The sequence below is a fragment of the Proteinivorax tanatarense genome, assembly GCF_040267685.1.
Classification (GTDB): domain Bacteria; phylum Bacillota; class Proteinivoracia; order Proteinivoracales; family Proteinivoracaceae; genus Proteinivorax; species Proteinivorax tanatarense.
On sequence record NZ_CP158367.1, the window covers coordinates 264667 to 279585 of the forward strand.

Consider the following 14919-nt stretch of genomic DNA (forward strand, 5'->3'; position numbering starts at 1 on the left):
TTATATGCTCTCTTTAATGATATGCAGCCAGCTAACCTGGATATTTATTTAGTTCTAGTATGGCTTCGATAAGCATTTGGGGTCATGCTTTTTTGTGCACAAAAAACTCTATTAAAATAAGAGGGGTCTGAAAATCCACATTCAGAAGAAATTCTATAAACTGGGTAACTTGTGTTTTCTAGAAGTTTACAAGCATGTTGAACCCTAACTTTAATAACATATTCAGTAAAAGTAACATCCATTTCCTTTTTAAAAGCTTGACTAAAATATTTTGGGCTCATAAACACTTCAGACGCCACCATTTCTAAGGTTAATTTATCTTTGAAATGCTTATCAATAAATTTTAGAGAATCTTCGATAAAACTCTTTTTATCTTCCTTATCTGTACTTAGGGACTCCTCCGCTATAACACTTTGCTTTGGTGCCGAAGCTAAAACTTTTTGGATTACTTTTTTAAAAATTGCTGGTTTGACAGGCTTTAGCAGGTATTCAGAAACTTTGAGGTTTATAGCTTTTTGTGCATACGAGAAGTCTGAATATGCAGAAAGAATAATAATGGATGTATCAGGTAAAAACTTTCTGATGCTTTCTGTGGCAGAAAGTCCATCTAATTCAGAAATCATAATGTCCATTATTATAATGTTTGGTTTGTGTTCTTTTGCTAACTCTATAGCATCTTTTCCACTTTCACAAGTTAGCACTCTATCCTCTGGTGTTAGCTCATTTTTTATTATTGACTTAAGAAATTCTTGCTCAAGCAACTCATCCTCAACAATCAATATTTTGTTCATCACTAGCACCTCTCAATGGTTGGGTGGATATTTTTATCGCTACTGTACTTCCACTATAATCAGACTTAACAATTTCAAGGCCAAAGCACTTTCCATAATACTGTTTTAACCTTTTATCAGTACTTTGAAATCCAAGGCCATTACTATAGTTATTTTCTTTGATTTGGTCTAACACTTTTTTAGGGAAACCATGTCCATTGTCTGCAATGAATATAGTAATTTCATTTGCATTGCTATTTTTAGCATAAATATTAATGCTACCCCCATCGCGGCTTTTACTAACTCCATGAATTATAGCATTTTCTACTACAGGCTGGATCACCATGTTAGGAATTCTATAGGATTTAACTTGTTCAGGAATATCTATATTGTACTCTAACCTGTTTTTAAACCGCACTTTTTGAATATGAAGGTATTTTTCAATGTTATCTATTTCTGATGCGATGGTGTGTAGCTGGTCATCATTTTTTAAGTTATATCTAAGCAAATCCGAAAGGCAGTAAATCAGTTCCTCTGTTGTATGAGATTGTTCAAAATATGCAATTCTAGCAATGGTATTTAAGGTGTTAAACAAAAAATGTGGATTGACCACCAATGACATATTTTTAGCTTCTAAATCTATAATTTTTTTTTCAAGTATTTCCTTTTCAATTGAAAGTCTAGCAACCTGAGGATTAACTTCATTTACACTCTCAGCTAAGTCTAACGATATGTTATTAGCAATATGGTTACATAACTGTTCATGTACAGTTACTTTACTGGACTGTAAAACTTTAAGAGAAGCGATGGATTTAGCGATAAATTCAAAATCTAAATCCTTGTCTTTGTGTAAAGTCTGGATATCAATAGTATGCTTTTTATACTCAGTACCCTCTAAATAAGTTTGCATTCCTCCTACATAACCTAAAGTATTATCCTTAACCTTAATAGGCAAAAGGATATTTTGTAGCCCATGCTTACAAACAAACATACCTTCTTTGGATGTTTCCAATCTGCTTTTGTAATCTAAACAAGCTTTTCCTTTTTCAGGATGACAAACATGGCTGCAAAAATCAGGAGGAGGGATAAGCTCATGCAATATCTCTCCATCTGTATCTACTAAAAATAAAGATATATCTGATAAAGATAAAATACCACTATATCTTGTGTATAGTTTTGATGATATTAACTTCCTAAGGGGATTATCAATATTATTCATAACCTTTTTCACCCCATCTCTAACTGGTATAAGTTTACATAATATATTAAAATAACAATCTTATATTTAATTTTAATATATAATACCTTTAAAGTAAACCGTTGATATAAGACAATAATTAGCTCAAAAATATACGCTGACTCTTAAACTTTTATTAGAGTCAGCGTATATTTCTCAAAACTTAGTATGTTCTTTTTCCTTTATAACATCTTTTTAATATACCCACAAGTTCATCTTTAGTTGGATTTTTTGGATTAGTAGGTGTACAGCGGTCATTAAGTGCTGATGTTGACATTTGTTCTAAAGCTTGTTCAAAATCTTCTTTCTTAATGTCAAAGGAAGAGATGCTATTTTCAATTTTTAGGTTTTTCTTTAATTTGCTTACAGCTGATATAAAGTTGACGGCGCCTTCTCGTTTGGTCCTAGCTGGTAATTGCAACATTTTTGCTAGTTTAGCGTACTTTTCAGTAGCATAATCATTAGCTTTTCCACTTAAATCAGCATTATATTCCATAACCCCTTCTAGCAATAATGCATTTGAACGTCCGTGGGATAGATGGAAGGTTGCACCTAACGCATGAGCAAGACTGTGGTTGATACCCAGTCCAGTGTTAGTAAAAGCCATTCCTGCCATACATGAGGCATTTAATATTCTATCTCTTGCATAGTCATTTTTAGTATCATTGTAAAGGGGTTCAAGAAAATCAAATATAAGCTTGATAGCTTTTTCTGCTAAAGCATCGGTAAAATCCGACGCATTTTTTGAAACATAGGCTTCTATAGAATGAACCAAAACATCTATTCCAGTATCAGCACAAACATGCTGCGGAACATGCTGTATGCAAGTAGAATCTAAAATAGCAAGGTCTGGAGCCAAGGATTCATCAATAAAGCATATTTTTTCTCCTTCGGATGTGATTACTGTAAAGTCAGTAGCTTCCGACCCAGTTCCACTGGTAGAAGGTATTGCAATAAACTGTGGTTTTTTAAAATTTGCTTCATTTAACTTTTCAACCCGCTCGGCAAAGTATACAATTCCTTTGGCGGTATCTATAGCAGAACCTCCCCCTAAAGCAACTATTATATCTGCATTACTTCTTTTATAAAGGCTTAATCCCTCTGTAACTATATCTATACTTGGGTCGGGACGCACTTCTGAAAATACGTCTGATTCGATGTTAGCTTGGCTTAAATAGTCAATAGTTTTTTGCAGATAGCCAAGTTCCTTCATAATACCATCAGCTACTATAAAAGCCTTTTTACCTTTAACATTTGTTAATTCTTGCAAACCTTGGTTGTCAGAAAGAATTTTAGTTTTTAAATAAAACGTGTTATCTATGATAATTACCCCCTTAATAGTAAATGTAAGTAAAAAAAATCACTAGCTATCTTTATAATAACATGGAGACTAATATGGTTATTGAAGGTAGACCATAAGGTTGTGGTACTTTTGTATTTATGTTTGTAGGCGAAACTGTATAAAATCTTTATTATTGTACAATTTCAGTTATATAGAAAAAAATAATGATAGAGTACTGTTTTTATCATATAAGATGGGAGCATTTTATGGATAGGTTATATTGATTATAGGAACCTTTACTGATATAATTAGATTTCAAAGAGTTGTTTAGAAGGGTCATTTAAGAGATATTTATGGGGGAAATTTTTATGAATATAGAAGAAGTTATACAAAACAAACTGCGCAAGATTTTTGACGACGAAAGCATCGTTTTTGATAAATCACGGTTTGCTGGTGGTCTGACAAATTATAACTATATAATGAATATAAAGGGAATAGAATACGTAATCAGAAAGCCCGGTGGTATGACAGACCAAATGATAGATAGAAAAGTAGAAAAGGTTAACAACAACATTGCTTCGAAGTTTGGTATTAATTCTCAATGTATTTACTTTGATGAACATACCGGGATAAAAATAAGCCTGTATATTGAAAACAGCAAAAACATAGCGTTATTAGATCCGAACTGCAATAAAAACATAAAAAATGTTTCTGAGGTAATGAAAAAAATGCACCAAAGCAATAAAACATTTCCTAATACCTTTGACTTTTGGGCGGAATTAAGCAAGTATGAAAGAATTGTCAATGAAATAAACGGGGCTTTATTTTTTGATTATAGCTCATTAAAAAAACAGTTGTATGAAATAATGACAGAGAACATTAAATCTACAACCATGGTTCCATGCCATAACGATACCGTACCGGAGAACTTTTTATTAGAGGAAAGTGGAAGGACGTATCTTATTGATTGGGAATACTCTGGCATGAATGATCCTAGTTGGGATGTTGGTTCATATATCTTAGAATCACAGCTAGCTGAAGATTCCATTGAACACCTGCTGATGACTTATTACAACGAAAAGCCTTCCGTTAACGAAATAACAAAGGTTAAATGTTATATTTTAGCGCAAGATTTACTATGGACTGTATGGGCTTTAATAAGACATTATCATGGCGATGACTTTCTGGACTATTGTAATAATAGGTACGAACGATTCAGAAAAAACATAAAAGCGGTCAAGGAGTCTATCCACTACCCGATTGCTGATATGGTTATAGTTTAGAATTAAAAAAAGGCACTTTTAAAAGTGCCTTTTTTTATGTTCAATTTATGTACCCAAATTGTATTTTTTCAACAGGTGATACTTCTGTGGTGTAATATTGTATAATATCCACTTTAAAGATGGATAACCTTAAGATTTAATGTTTTGAACAGCATAAAATACAAAAAAATGTAGAAAGTGCAACTTTGCACATAAAAATGGTGGACACAATGCAACTGGGAAGTTTGTATTGTACCATAGAAAAATGCTTCAGTCAGTTATAATTAAATTAAACCAAAATTACTTTATTAAAAATTTATTATAATTTCATTTAATAATAAGGCTGGGCCATAATCAAGTATTACTTAAAAAGTAATATAGATAAAAAGCAACCAGGGTGCAAATCAATGCACTGGTTGCAAAACAAAAAAGGGAGGAACTAAAAGGATGACTAAGAAATCGACGGCAGCTGCAATTGCTGCCAAGGACAAGTTGAAAGCAAGTTTCTTTAAAAAAGGTGTTACAATTGGTTTACTTTCAGGGTTAACTTATGGTTTATTTGCTGCATTTATTACACTGGCTATGCAAAGAGGAATTTGGGGTGACTGGTACGGTGATAATACCGCTGGCTTATCAACATTTACAATTGTCTTTATTCTAGGAGCTTTAGGAACAGCACTTAATGACATTTGTAGTGCTGTGTGGGCGCTCATTAATTGTGGTAGAAAAGGCAAACTTCAAGATTTCTTTAGAACGCTATCTACTGCTCCAGGGAAAATGCTTATGGTAGCAGCAATAATGGGTGGACCGATAGCAAATGTTGCATATATTATTGGTATTCAGTTGGCTGGCTCAATAGCTATCCCGATTACTGCTCTTTGCCCAGCGATTGGAGCTATTTTAGGAAGAGTTTTATATAAGCAGGAACTAAACAAGCGTATGGCATTAGGAATTATTATCTGTGTTTCAGCCAGTATTATAATCGGTAGTGTAGGCATTGGTGGAGATACAGGAGATAGCATAGTTCTAGGACTTGTTATAGCCTTTGTAGCTGCTCTTGGTTGGGGGCTTGAAGGTGTTTTGGCAGGGTTTGGATCTTCAATGGTAGATTCAGAAATTAGTATAACTATTCGTCAGGTTACATCTGGAGTTGCAAACTTTTTAATTTTACTTCCGATTTTAGGTCTTTTAGGCGGCGGTATCACATTGCCATTCGAACTTGCTGGACAAGCTTTTGCTAGTGGATCAGCTATGATTTGGTTTGCTGTATCAGGATTTTTCGCTTTTATTTCATTTATGTGGTGGTACCAAGGAAACAGTATGACAGGTGCTGCTATGGGTATGGCAACAAACGGAACTTACTCCTTCTTCGGACCTCTAAGTTGCTGGGTTTTACTAGGGATTATCATGGGTCAAGAAGGCTGGAGTTTAACAGCTATAGAGTGGTTTGCAGCTGTAACAATGGCCATTGGTATCTGGGTAATTGCAATGAATCCGTTGGACTTAATATTTAAGAAAAAGGAGGAAGTGATAGATGAAGCCGCTTAATTATGCTATCTTAAAACATTTTACAAAAGTAGAAGAAGCAAGTGCTAGCCATGTGGTGGAAGCTCTAAAGGATAAATATGGAGATTTTAAAGCTCTTAATGAAAAGGAAGTATTGACTGCTTTGATGACAGCTGAGGCAAACGGGTTATTGGAGGAGTCAAGATATGAACTAAGTGGATCTGGTGATGTGGTAATATACTATCGCGCTCATCAAGAAGGATTAGAAGCTATAAACAAATATATTAAAGACTAATATAATAGGTATTTAAGTTCACATTAAAAAACTATGTCCAAAAGGGGTGAAATACTTTATGAGATATCGTGGAGAAGAAGCTTTAGGTCTTATCGAAACAATTGGAATGGTACCTGCATTAGAAGCTGCTGATAAAATGTTAAAGGCAGCTAACGTAGAGTTAGTAGCATATGAAAATATAGGCTCAACCCTTGTGACTATCATGATAAAAGGTGACATAGCTGCGGTAAAAGCTTCTGTAGAAGCTGGAGCGGAAGCGGCGGCAGCTATCGGGAAGTTAACGGCGCAACACAGTATGCCGCGACCTATTAAAGAAGTTGGCGATATAGTTTCGATATATGATGTTGATAAATATTAAAGTAGAAATGGGGAGGGAAACGGTATGAGTAAATACAACGCATTAGGTTTGATAGAAACCTTTGGTATAGTTTTCGTGTTAGAAGCAGCAGATGCAATGTGCAAATCCTCAGATGTTGAGCTAGTTGGTTTTGAAAATGTGGCTTCTGGTTACATTTCTGTGCTAGTTCAAGGTGACGTGGGGGCATGCAAAGCAGCTGTAGAAGCCGGTGTGAAAGCTGTAGAAAATATGGGTTCAGAAGTTTATAGCTCCGTGGTTATTGCTAGCCCTCATCAAGACCTAGAAAAAATAACAGCCCGTTATTCGCTAGAGAACCTCAACCCTTAAAAGTGGGTAATTCTATAAATTGAAAAGCTAAAAAAGCCTGAGAATTAAAATATGAATGGAGGTATTTGTTTTGGATATTCGTGAATTTTCAACTAAGTTTGCAGAAGCAACAAAACACATGTCCGAAGAAGAGCGAAATGCGCTCATGAAAGTTTTTGAAGGCATATCAAAGGACATTTCTAATAATGAAACAACTAACAACATGCAAGCACAAACCCAAACAGAGCAACAAGGAATTCCTGATGGGATGACTGAACGTTTAAAAAAGTTAAAGGAGAACTATTTTAAGTGGAAGCCAAGTATCAGCATCCATCGTGCTCGTGCAATCACCGAAATTGCTAAAGAAAACCCAGGCATGCCTAAAATTTTACTAAGAGCTAAAAGTTTCCGTCACAGCTGCGAAACAGCACCTTTAGTTATCCAAGATGATGAGTTAATAGTAGGTGCGCCTTGTGGGGCCCCTAGAGCAGGAGCTTTTTCACCAGATATTGCGTGGCGTTGGTTGGAAAACGAGTTAGACACCGTATCTACTCGACCACAAGATCCTTTCTATCTTTCTGAAGAAGATAAAAAAGAGTTGCAAGAAGAAATTTTCCCGTTTTGGAAAGGCCAATCTGTTGATGAGCACTGTGAAGATCAATACCGTGAAGCTGGACTTTGGGAGCTGTCAGGGGAGTCATTTGTTTCAGATTGTTCCTACCATCAATTAAATGGCGGGGGCGACTCTAACCCAGGGTATGACGTAATATTGATGAAAAAAGGCATGATTGACATCCAAAATGAAGCAAAAGCCAAGTTAGAAGAACTAGAATACGAAAACCCTGAAGATATTGAAAAAATCTACTTTTATAAATCCATTATAGATACAACCGAAGGTGTAATGGCTTACGCTAGACGCATGTCAGATTACGCAGCGGAGCTTGCAGCAAAAGAAACCAACCCTAAACGTAAAGCAGAGTTACAGAAAATATCAGAAATTAACAGAAAAGTACCAGCTCACAAACCAGAAACTTTTTGGGAAGCAGTTCAAGCTGTATGGACCATTGAATCTCTACTTGTTGTAGAGGAGAACCAAACAGGTATGTCCATAGGTCGTGTTGACCAATATATGTACCCATTCTTCAAGGCAGATTTAGAAAATGGACGAATGACTGAGCGTGAAGCATTTGAACTAGCTGGTTGTATGCTAATTAAAATGTCTGAGATGATGTGGCTTACCAGTCAGGAAGCTTCAGAGTTTTTTGCAGGCTATCAACCTTTTGTTAATATGTGTGTTGGTGGTGTGACCAGAGAAGGACTTGATGCTACTAACGATTTAACCTATCTTCTAATGGATGCTGTAAGGCATGTTAAAATTTATCAACCTACGCTGGCTACCCGTATCCATAGCCAATCACCTAAAAAATATCTAAAGAAAATTGTAGACGTTGTTCGCTCTGGGATGGGATTCCCCGCTTGTCACTTCGACGATGTTCACATCAAGATGATGTTAGCAAAGGGTGTTTCTATAGAAGATGCTCGTGACTACTGCCTAATGGGCTGTGTTGAGCCACAAAAGTCAGGTCGCTTATACCAATGGACATCTACAGCTTATACTCAATGGCCTATCGCCATAGAACTAACTATGAACAACGGAGTACCACAGTGGTATGGCAAAAAAGTCACCCCAGACTTTGGTGATGTAGACCAGTACAAAACGTATGAAGAGTTTGACAACGCTGTAAAAGAGCAAATCAAATATATTACCAAACTAACCAGCGTGGCAACTGTGATCTCGCAAAGAGTTCATAGAGACCTTGCACCTAAGCCGCTAATGTCGATAATGTACGAAGGTTGTATGGAAAATGGCAAGGATGTATCCTCTGGCGGAGCTATGTACAACTTCGGTCCTGGAGTTGTATGGAGTGGACTAGCCACATACGTAGATTCAATGGCTGCTATTAAAAAGCTTGTATTCGATGACAAAAAATATACTCTAAAACAGTTAAACGAAGCTTTAAAAGCGGATTTTGCAGGCTGCGAACAACTTAGAAACGATTGCTTAAAAGCACCAAAGTATGGTAACGACGAAGACTATGCAGATCTAATCGCTGCTGACCTAGTTAACTTTACAGAGACAGAACATCGTAAATTTAGAACACTATACTCTGTGTTATGTCATGGCACCCTATCTATCTCTAACAATACACCATTTGGCCAATTGACCGGTGCTACTGCAAACGGTAGAAAAGCTTGGGCTCCACTATCTGATGGAATTAGTCCTTCGCAAGGGGCAGACTTTAAAGGACCTACAGCGATAATCAAGTCTGTATCAAAAATGGCATGCGACAACATGAACCTAGGTATGGTTCACAACTTCAAGCTTATGAGTGGTCTTTTAGACACACCAGAAGGCGAACAAGGAATCATCACACTGCTACGTACCGCTAACATGTTAGGTGTTGGAGAAATGCAGTTTAACTATCTAGATAACGAAACTTTACTAGCAGCTCAGAAAAACCCTGAGCAATATAGAGACCTAATAGTTAGGGTTGCTGGATATAGTGCATTCTTTGTGGAACTTTGCAAAGATGTACAGGATGAAATAATCAGTAGAACAGTGCTAAACAAGTTCTAGAAGTAATAAATAATGGTTTGGTTAATCTTTTAGAAGGTTAGCCAAACCAGAATTAAACGGGAGACTAGATATTATGCTTAACTACAACGCTACTACCAATGATGAAAAGGCATGGATTTTTAATATACAAAAGTACAATATGTATGATGGTCCTGGTATTAGGACATTGGTGTTTTTTAAAGGCTGTCCTTTGCGTTGCAAATGGTGCTCCAATCCCGAGGGGTTAGAACAAAAATATCAAATCTTGTACAAAAGAGATTTGTGTAAAAACTGTGGTGCTTGTGTTTCTGCCTGTCCCGTTGGAATTCACTCTATCAATAAAGCAGGAAAACACGAAATAAATCGCAGTATTGAATGCATAGGCTGTCGTAAATGTATGGACAGTTGCATAGAAGAAGCTATCTCTGTAGTGGGAGAAAGAAAGACTGTAAAAGAACTTTTACAAATTGTAGAAGAAGACGAAGCATTTTACACCATTTCTGGGGGAGGCGTCACCTTAGGCGGTGGCGAGGCTCTTATGCAACCAGAACTTGCTTATGAACTTTTAAAGACCTGTAAACAAGAGGGAATCAATACAGCTATTGAAACCTGTGGTCATACAAAACATGAATCAATTATGAAAGTTGCAGAATTTACTGATCTTTTTCTTTATGACCTAAAGCATATTGATTCAGATAAACATTACCAATACACAAATGTAAAAAACGAAGTTATTTTGAAAAATCTAAAATCTCTTTTAGGCAATGGTTACAATGTAAAAATAAGAATGCCACTTTTAAAAGATGTTAATGATAGTGAAGCTGAAATAAAAGAAGTAATAGACTTTCTAATGCCCTACCGTGACTTTAAAAACTTTAAAGGGATAGATCTACTTCCCTATCACAAAATGGGTGTTAATAAATATAAGCAACTGGATAAAGAGTATCAGATAAAAGGGGAGTTAGCGCTGAGTGAAATAGAACTCGAAAAATTAGAGTCTCTAATTAGTAGATATGACTTTCCAGTATCAATAATAAGGCATTAGAATAAATTTTTAACAAAGATTGTGGGGAATTAAGATGGGAACTTATGGTGAAAATTCCATGAAAAGGGTTATTCAAGAATCAGTACCTGGCAAACAAGTAACAATAGCCCATGTAATCGCTTCGCCCATGCAGGATATTTATGAACGCTTGGGGATTGACGACAAAGGAGCTATTGGTGTGCTGACGATAACACCTTATGAAGTGGCAATAATTGCAGCAGATATCGTAACAAAAAGTGCTGATGTACAAATCGGTTTTTTAGATAGATTTACCGGATCTCTAATAATAACTGGGGATGTTCAGTCGGTGGAAACAGCACTTCATTCAGTAAACGATACACTACAAAACCTGCTAGGCTTTACCGTAGCCCCAATTACAAAATCATGAGAAAAAAAAGAATCATGGTAGTAGGTCCTAGGAGAAGTGGCAAAACTACTCTAGTCAATGCCTTAAATAACTATGAAGGACCGCTACGCAGAACTCAAGATGTAATTTATGGAGAAAAAACAATAGATGTCCCCAGCTCTTATATTGAAAATCCAAGAATGTATAAATATATAATCGCCATGTCCCAAGACGCTTCTCATCTCTTGCTGTTAATAGACCAGTCTAAATGTCAAAATATATACTCACCTGGCTTTGCCAAACCTTTTAAATGTCCTGTAATTGGTGTAGTAACAAAAAGTGGTTTGCAGCCTGAAAATGAAAGCCTATGTTACAAGCAGTTTGAGCAGATAGGCGTGGAAAAACCCTATTTTAAAATTAGCTCTCCACAGTGTAAGGGTATTAAAGAGTTGAAAGAACACTTGTGCAAACAAGGAAAGAAAAGGTGACTATTATGAAGTTTATAACGGAAAAAAAACTAAGAGACTTTTATAGCAAGGGTTCCTTCGACACTTTCGAGCTAGGGAGAGAAGAAAGGCTAACACCAGGAGGGCGTCAATTTTTATTGGACCGGGGCATTAAAATAGTTGACCAATTTAGCAGAAAAAGCAAAACCAAAAGACAAAACAAAAAAGAGAAAAACGTCAAAGAAAATAACAAAATTAAAATGTTGCACTACAAAAGCAAATCAATTCAAGCACTTTTTTTTCTAACAGCGCAAGAACTTTTGCAAAAAGATATTATTTTAGCTCAGAAAGTAATTGATTTAAGCAAATGTCTGCCACAGCTAAAAAATGACAACAAACAAAACACCACTATATTTACCGAAAACGAGAATTGTCCAGCGTTAAATAAAGATAATTTTTCTGAACATGTAAGTGACTGTATTGAAATCACTGAGTTTCATATCCAGCTAGAAAAAGGCAGGGAGATTATCGCTCTTCACAGACTACGTTGTGCCGTTAGGGAATTAGAGCAGTATGTTTTTGAGTTGTTTGAAGATGGCGAACAAAAGCAAGGAATTGAACGCAATATAAATCAAATAGCGAATACCCTATCCCAAACTATATGTTCCATTGTAGGAGGTACAAAATGTCAAAAAGAAAACTAAACTATGAACACTGTAACCAGCTGGTGCAAGACTTTGAAAAAGTGGTAGATAGCCCGATAAAAAGCAAAACCTCCGTTTACTATACAGGGGTAGACTTGGGGACAGCATGCGTTGTTTTATCGGTATTAGATGAAAATTATAAACCAGTAGCTGGAGCTTATAGGTACGCAGATGTAGTTAGAGACGGGATGGTCGTTGATTATATCGGGGCGATAAAGATTGTAAAAGATCTTAAAAAGCAGTTAGAAGAAAAGTTAAACACAGAGCTTATCTATGCAGCTGCAGCAATCCCACCAGGCACAGATGCCCTTGACTCAGGAGCAGTTAAAAACGTAGTGATGGGTGCAGGCTTTGAGCTGACAAACGTACTAGACGAACCTACAGCAGCTAATAAGGTTTTAAATATAGAAAATGGAGCGGTAGTCGACATCGGCGGTGGTACAACGGGTATTACCATACTAAAAGATGGCAAGGTGATTTATGTAGCTGACGATTCTACAGGGGGTACCCATTTCTCTTTGGTAATTTCCGGTTCTTATAAAATGACTTTTCAAGAAGCAGAAGTTTACAAAAGAAAATCAGAAAATCACAAAGAATTGCTACCGGTTTTAAGACCAGTAGTGGAGAAGATTGCTTCGATAATAAATGAGCACATCAAAGATTTTGACGTAAATGAAATATATTTGGTAGGTGGAACCTGTCGCCTAAATGGCATCGAAGAAATCATAGAAAAAAAGACAGGGATTTCAACCCATAAACCACAAAACCCAATGTTTGTTACTCCTTTAGGTATAGCACTTAGCTGTACTCAAGAAGTAATAGAGTAGGTGAACGTTATGGAATTTAAAATAATAAAATCACCGTCCAGCGGAACCATAGAAATCTTGACCAAAAGATTAGGTCAAAAAGAAGTGGAACACATAGATAACATAGATGCCATTGGCTTGGTACAAGGCAGAATGATTGATATGATTTGTGCTGCTGACATAGCGGAGAAATCCAATAAAGTTTTGGTTTCAGATGTAAGGGGAAGTTGTCCACAAAATATGATAATGATAGCTATCTTTGGAGATACCGCCTCTGTAGAGTCAGCGGTTTCGGAAATCAAATGTAAAGTAGAAAAGGGGAAAATAATATGTTAACTGCTAAATTAGTTGATAGTATTTGGGCAACTAGAAAGGCAGATTCGCTAAACGGTTTTAAATTCATGCAGGCAGAAGTAATTGGTGGCAGCACAAAGGGACAACGTCTAGTTGTAGTAGATACCATAGGTGCCGGCATTGGAGATAAAGTTATTGTTTGTACAGGCTCAGCAGCTCGAAAATTATTAGGCAACGATGATATTCCAGTAGATGCAGCTGTTGTAGGTATAATCGATGAAGATTGCAATGTGTGATAATTTCAGGGGGTATGTATATGAATCTTCTTGATATGGTGCGAGAAGCTGGTGTCATCGGAGCAGGAGGAGCTGGTTTTCCCACCCATGTAAAGCTTGAAACAAAAGCAGATTACATTCTTTTAAATGCAGCTGAATGTGAACCCTTGCTTCGAGTGGACCAACAATTAATGGAGTTGAACACCGATGAAATTCTAAAAGGATTTGAACTAGCTGCAAGGTTTGTGGATGCAAAAAAAGCCATTATCGGAATAAAAGAAAAGCATAAAAGAGTGATTACAAGATTAGAAGAGCGGGTAAATGCACTTCAACTTCAGGATTATATCGAAATAAAAAAAATGCCAGATTTTTACCCAGCAGGGGACGAGCAGGTGCTAGTATATGAGTTGACAAATAGAATAGTTCCTGAAGGAGGTATCCCCATACAAGTAGGATGTGTCGTGTTAAACTCCGAAACGGCGTTAAATATTTACAACGCTTCTCAAGGCATGTCAGTTACAGAAAAATATATTACAGTGACAGGGGATGTTCCTACTCCTCTAACGGTAAAGGTACTAATAGGCACACCGATATTAGAAGTTTTAAAGCTAAGCGGTATTCATAACTTTGAAGACTATGCAGTAATAGACGGCGGACCTATGATGGGACCTATATTAGAAAACCTCGATGGTTTTGTAACAAAAAAACATAAGGGATTTATAATTTTAAAAAAAGACCATCATTTGATAAAAAAGAAATCCTTAAATACAGAATCTGCAAAGAGAATAAACAAATCTGCTTGCGAACAATGCCGTATGTGTACTGATATGTGTCCTCGCTACTTGCTAGGGCATAGCATCCAACCTCATAAAATGATGAGAGCGATAAACTATTCTGTAACAGATATCGAAGGTCAAAAGTCTGCTCAACTTTGTTGTCAGTGTAATCTATGTGAACTATTTTCCTGCCAAGCAGGATTGTACCCAAAATTAACAAACTTGCACTACAAAGAAATGCTAGCGAAACTTAACTTAAGATATAAAACCACCAAAACTCAGCTTGAAACTCGTTCTATGAGGGAGTATCGCAGATTACCAAGCAAGCGGCTTACCATAAGACTTGGGCTAAACAAATTTGATAACGAAGCTCCTTTTACTAAAACACAACTAACAGCAAAAACTGTTGCAATTTCCACAAGTCAGCATGTAGGAGCGCCAGCGGTGCCAGCTGTTTCTGTAGGAGATAAAGTAGAGGTTGGTCAAACAATAGGTAAAACACCGGAAAACAGCTTAGGGGCTAATATACATGCTAGTATAGCTGGAGAAATTATTAAGATAGAAAAAGACTTGATTGTAATAAGGGGTGAGTAA

Annotated in this window: 17 protein-coding genes; 14 read left to right on the forward strand and 3 right to left on the reverse strand. The window is 36.4% G+C overall.

Annotation, left to right across the window (positions count from 1 at the left end):
• Positions 1-44: 44 nt before the first annotated feature.
• The 3 genes from PRVXT_RS01395 to PRVXT_RS01405 form a co-directional block, all read right to left on the reverse strand.
• Positions 45-791, reverse strand: a complete 747-nt coding sequence (locus PRVXT_RS01395) for a response regulator transcription factor (RefSeq protein ID WP_350343916.1) — start codon at positions 789-791, stop codon at positions 45-47.
• Positions 769-1989: a histidine kinase gene (locus tag PRVXT_RS01400; RefSeq protein ID WP_350343917.1), complete on the reverse strand. Its 1221-nt coding sequence runs from the start codon at positions 1987-1989 to the stop codon at positions 769-771. Before PRVXT_RS01400 ends, PRVXT_RS01395 begins: the two co-directional genes overlap by 23 nt.
• Positions 1990-2170: 181 nt before the next feature.
• A complete protein-coding gene (locus tag PRVXT_RS01405; protein WP_350343918.1) occupies positions 2171-3277 on the reverse strand; it encodes a 1-propanol dehydrogenase PduQ in 1107 nt (368 codons plus the stop codon).
• A gap of 380 nt (positions 3278-3657) precedes the next feature.
• On the opposite strand from PRVXT_RS01405, the gene PRVXT_RS01410 reads away from it, so the two are divergent.
• The 14 genes from PRVXT_RS01410 (at position 3658) to PRVXT_RS01475 (ending at position 14919) form a co-directional block, all read left to right on the forward strand.
• Positions 3658-4572, forward strand: coding sequence for a choline kinase family protein (locus PRVXT_RS01410; protein ID WP_350343919.1), 915 nt, complete (start codon positions 3658-3660; stop codon positions 4570-4572).
• A gap of 426 nt (positions 4573-4998) precedes the next feature.
• A complete protein-coding gene (locus tag PRVXT_RS01415) occupies positions 4999-6099 on the forward strand; it encodes a hypothetical protein (protein WP_350343920.1) in 1101 nt (366 codons plus the stop codon).
• Positions 6086-6352, forward strand: coding sequence for a hypothetical protein (locus PRVXT_RS01420; protein ID WP_350343921.1), 267 nt, complete (start codon positions 6086-6088; stop codon positions 6350-6352). The genes PRVXT_RS01415 and PRVXT_RS01420 overlap by 14 nt, the downstream gene beginning before the upstream one ends.
• 58 nt (positions 6353-6410) lie before the next feature.
• Entirely contained in the window at positions 6411-6710 is a 300-nt protein-coding gene (locus PRVXT_RS01425; protein ID WP_350343922.1) for a BMC domain-containing protein, read from the forward strand.
• A gap of 24 nt (positions 6711-6734) precedes the next feature.
• On the forward strand, positions 6735-7037 hold the full coding sequence (locus tag PRVXT_RS01430; RefSeq protein WP_350343923.1) for a BMC domain-containing protein: 303 nt from the start codon (positions 6735-6737) through the stop codon (positions 7035-7037).
• Between the two features lie 70 nt (positions 7038-7107).
• Positions 7108-9654, forward strand: coding sequence for a choline trimethylamine-lyase (cutC, locus tag PRVXT_RS01435; protein WP_350343924.1), 2547 nt, complete (start codon positions 7108-7110; stop codon positions 9652-9654).
• Positions 9655-9727: 73 nt separating this feature from the next.
• Positions 9728-10678, forward strand: coding sequence for a choline TMA-lyase-activating enzyme (gene cutD, locus PRVXT_RS01440; protein ID WP_350343925.1), 951 nt, complete (start codon positions 9728-9730; stop codon positions 10676-10678).
• A 34-nt stretch (positions 10679-10712) separates the two neighbouring features.
• Positions 10713-11066, forward strand: a complete 354-nt coding sequence (locus PRVXT_RS01445; protein WP_350343926.1) for a BMC domain-containing protein — start codon at positions 10713-10715, stop codon at positions 11064-11066.
• Positions 11063-11512 (forward strand): EutP/PduV family microcompartment system protein, encoded by a 450-nt coding sequence (locus PRVXT_RS01450; protein ID WP_350343927.1) that lies wholly within the window; start codon positions 11063-11065, stop codon positions 11510-11512. Before PRVXT_RS01445 ends, PRVXT_RS01450 begins: the two co-directional genes overlap by 4 nt.
• 5 nt (positions 11513-11517) lie before the next feature.
• Positions 11518-12174, forward strand: a complete 657-nt coding sequence (locus tag PRVXT_RS01455) for a cobalamin adenosyltransferase (RefSeq protein WP_350343928.1) — start codon at positions 11518-11520, stop codon at positions 12172-12174.
• Complete coding sequence (gene eutJ / locus PRVXT_RS01460) at positions 12156-13001, forward strand: ethanolamine utilization protein EutJ (protein ID WP_350343929.1); 846 nt, start codon at positions 12156-12158, stop codon at positions 12999-13001. Before PRVXT_RS01455 ends, eutJ begins: the two co-directional genes overlap by 19 nt.
• A gap of 9 nt (positions 13002-13010) precedes the next feature.
• Positions 13011-13316 (forward strand): BMC domain-containing protein, encoded by a 306-nt coding sequence (locus tag PRVXT_RS01465; protein ID WP_350343930.1) that lies wholly within the window; start codon positions 13011-13013, stop codon positions 13314-13316.
• On the forward strand, positions 13310-13570 hold the full coding sequence (locus PRVXT_RS01470; protein ID WP_350343931.1) for a EutN/CcmL family microcompartment protein: 261 nt from the start codon (positions 13310-13312) through the stop codon (positions 13568-13570). The genes PRVXT_RS01465 and PRVXT_RS01470 overlap by 7 nt, the downstream gene beginning before the upstream one ends.
• Positions 13571-13590: 20 nt before the next feature.
• The gene (locus PRVXT_RS01475; protein ID WP_350343932.1) at positions 13591-14919 is read left to right on the forward strand and encodes a 4Fe-4S dicluster domain-containing protein; all 1329 of its coding nucleotides are present in this window, start codon (positions 13591-13593) and stop codon (positions 14917-14919) included.

Coding starts and splice junctions, on each gene's coding strand:
- PRVXT_RS01395 (WP_350343916.1), bottom strand. CDS start 791: ATGAACAAAATATTGATTGTTGAGGATGAGTTGCTTGAGCAAGAATTT.
- PRVXT_RS01400 (WP_350343917.1), bottom strand. CDS start 1,989: ATGAATAATATTGATAATCCCCTTAGGAAGTTAATATCATCAAAACTA.
- PRVXT_RS01410 (WP_350343919.1), top strand. CDS start 3,658: ATGAATATAGAAGAAGTTATACAAAACAAACTGCGCAAGATTTTTGAC.
- PRVXT_RS01415 (WP_350343920.1), top strand. CDS start 4,999: ATGACTAAGAAATCGACGGCAGCTGCAATTGCTGCCAAGGACAAGTTG.
- PRVXT_RS01420 (WP_350343921.1), top strand. CDS start 6,086: ATGAAGCCGCTTAATTATGCTATCTTAAAACATTTTACAAAAGTAGAA.
- PRVXT_RS01425 (WP_350343922.1), top strand. CDS start 6,411: ATGAGATATCGTGGAGAAGAAGCTTTAGGTCTTATCGAAACAATTGGA.
- PRVXT_RS01430 (WP_350343923.1), top strand. CDS start 6,735: ATGAGTAAATACAACGCATTAGGTTTGATAGAAACCTTTGGTATAGTT.
- cutD (WP_350343925.1), top strand. CDS start 9,728: ATGCTTAACTACAACGCTACTACCAATGATGAAAAGGCATGGATTTTT.
- PRVXT_RS01445 (WP_350343926.1), top strand. CDS start 10,713: ATGGGAACTTATGGTGAAAATTCCATGAAAAGGGTTATTCAAGAATCA.
- PRVXT_RS01450 (WP_350343927.1), top strand. CDS start 11,063: ATGAGAAAAAAAAGAATCATGGTAGTAGGTCCTAGGAGAAGTGGCAAA.
- PRVXT_RS01455 (WP_350343928.1), top strand. CDS start 11,518: ATGAAGTTTATAACGGAAAAAAAACTAAGAGACTTTTATAGCAAGGGT.
- eutJ (WP_350343929.1), top strand. CDS start 12,156: ATGTCAAAAAGAAAACTAAACTATGAACACTGTAACCAGCTGGTGCAA.
- PRVXT_RS01465 (WP_350343930.1), top strand. CDS start 13,011: ATGGAATTTAAAATAATAAAATCACCGTCCAGCGGAACCATAGAAATC.
- PRVXT_RS01470 (WP_350343931.1), top strand. CDS start 13,310: ATGTTAACTGCTAAATTAGTTGATAGTATTTGGGCAACTAGAAAGGCA.
- PRVXT_RS01475 (WP_350343932.1), top strand. CDS start 13,591: ATGAATCTTCTTGATATGGTGCGAGAAGCTGGTGTCATCGGAGCAGGA.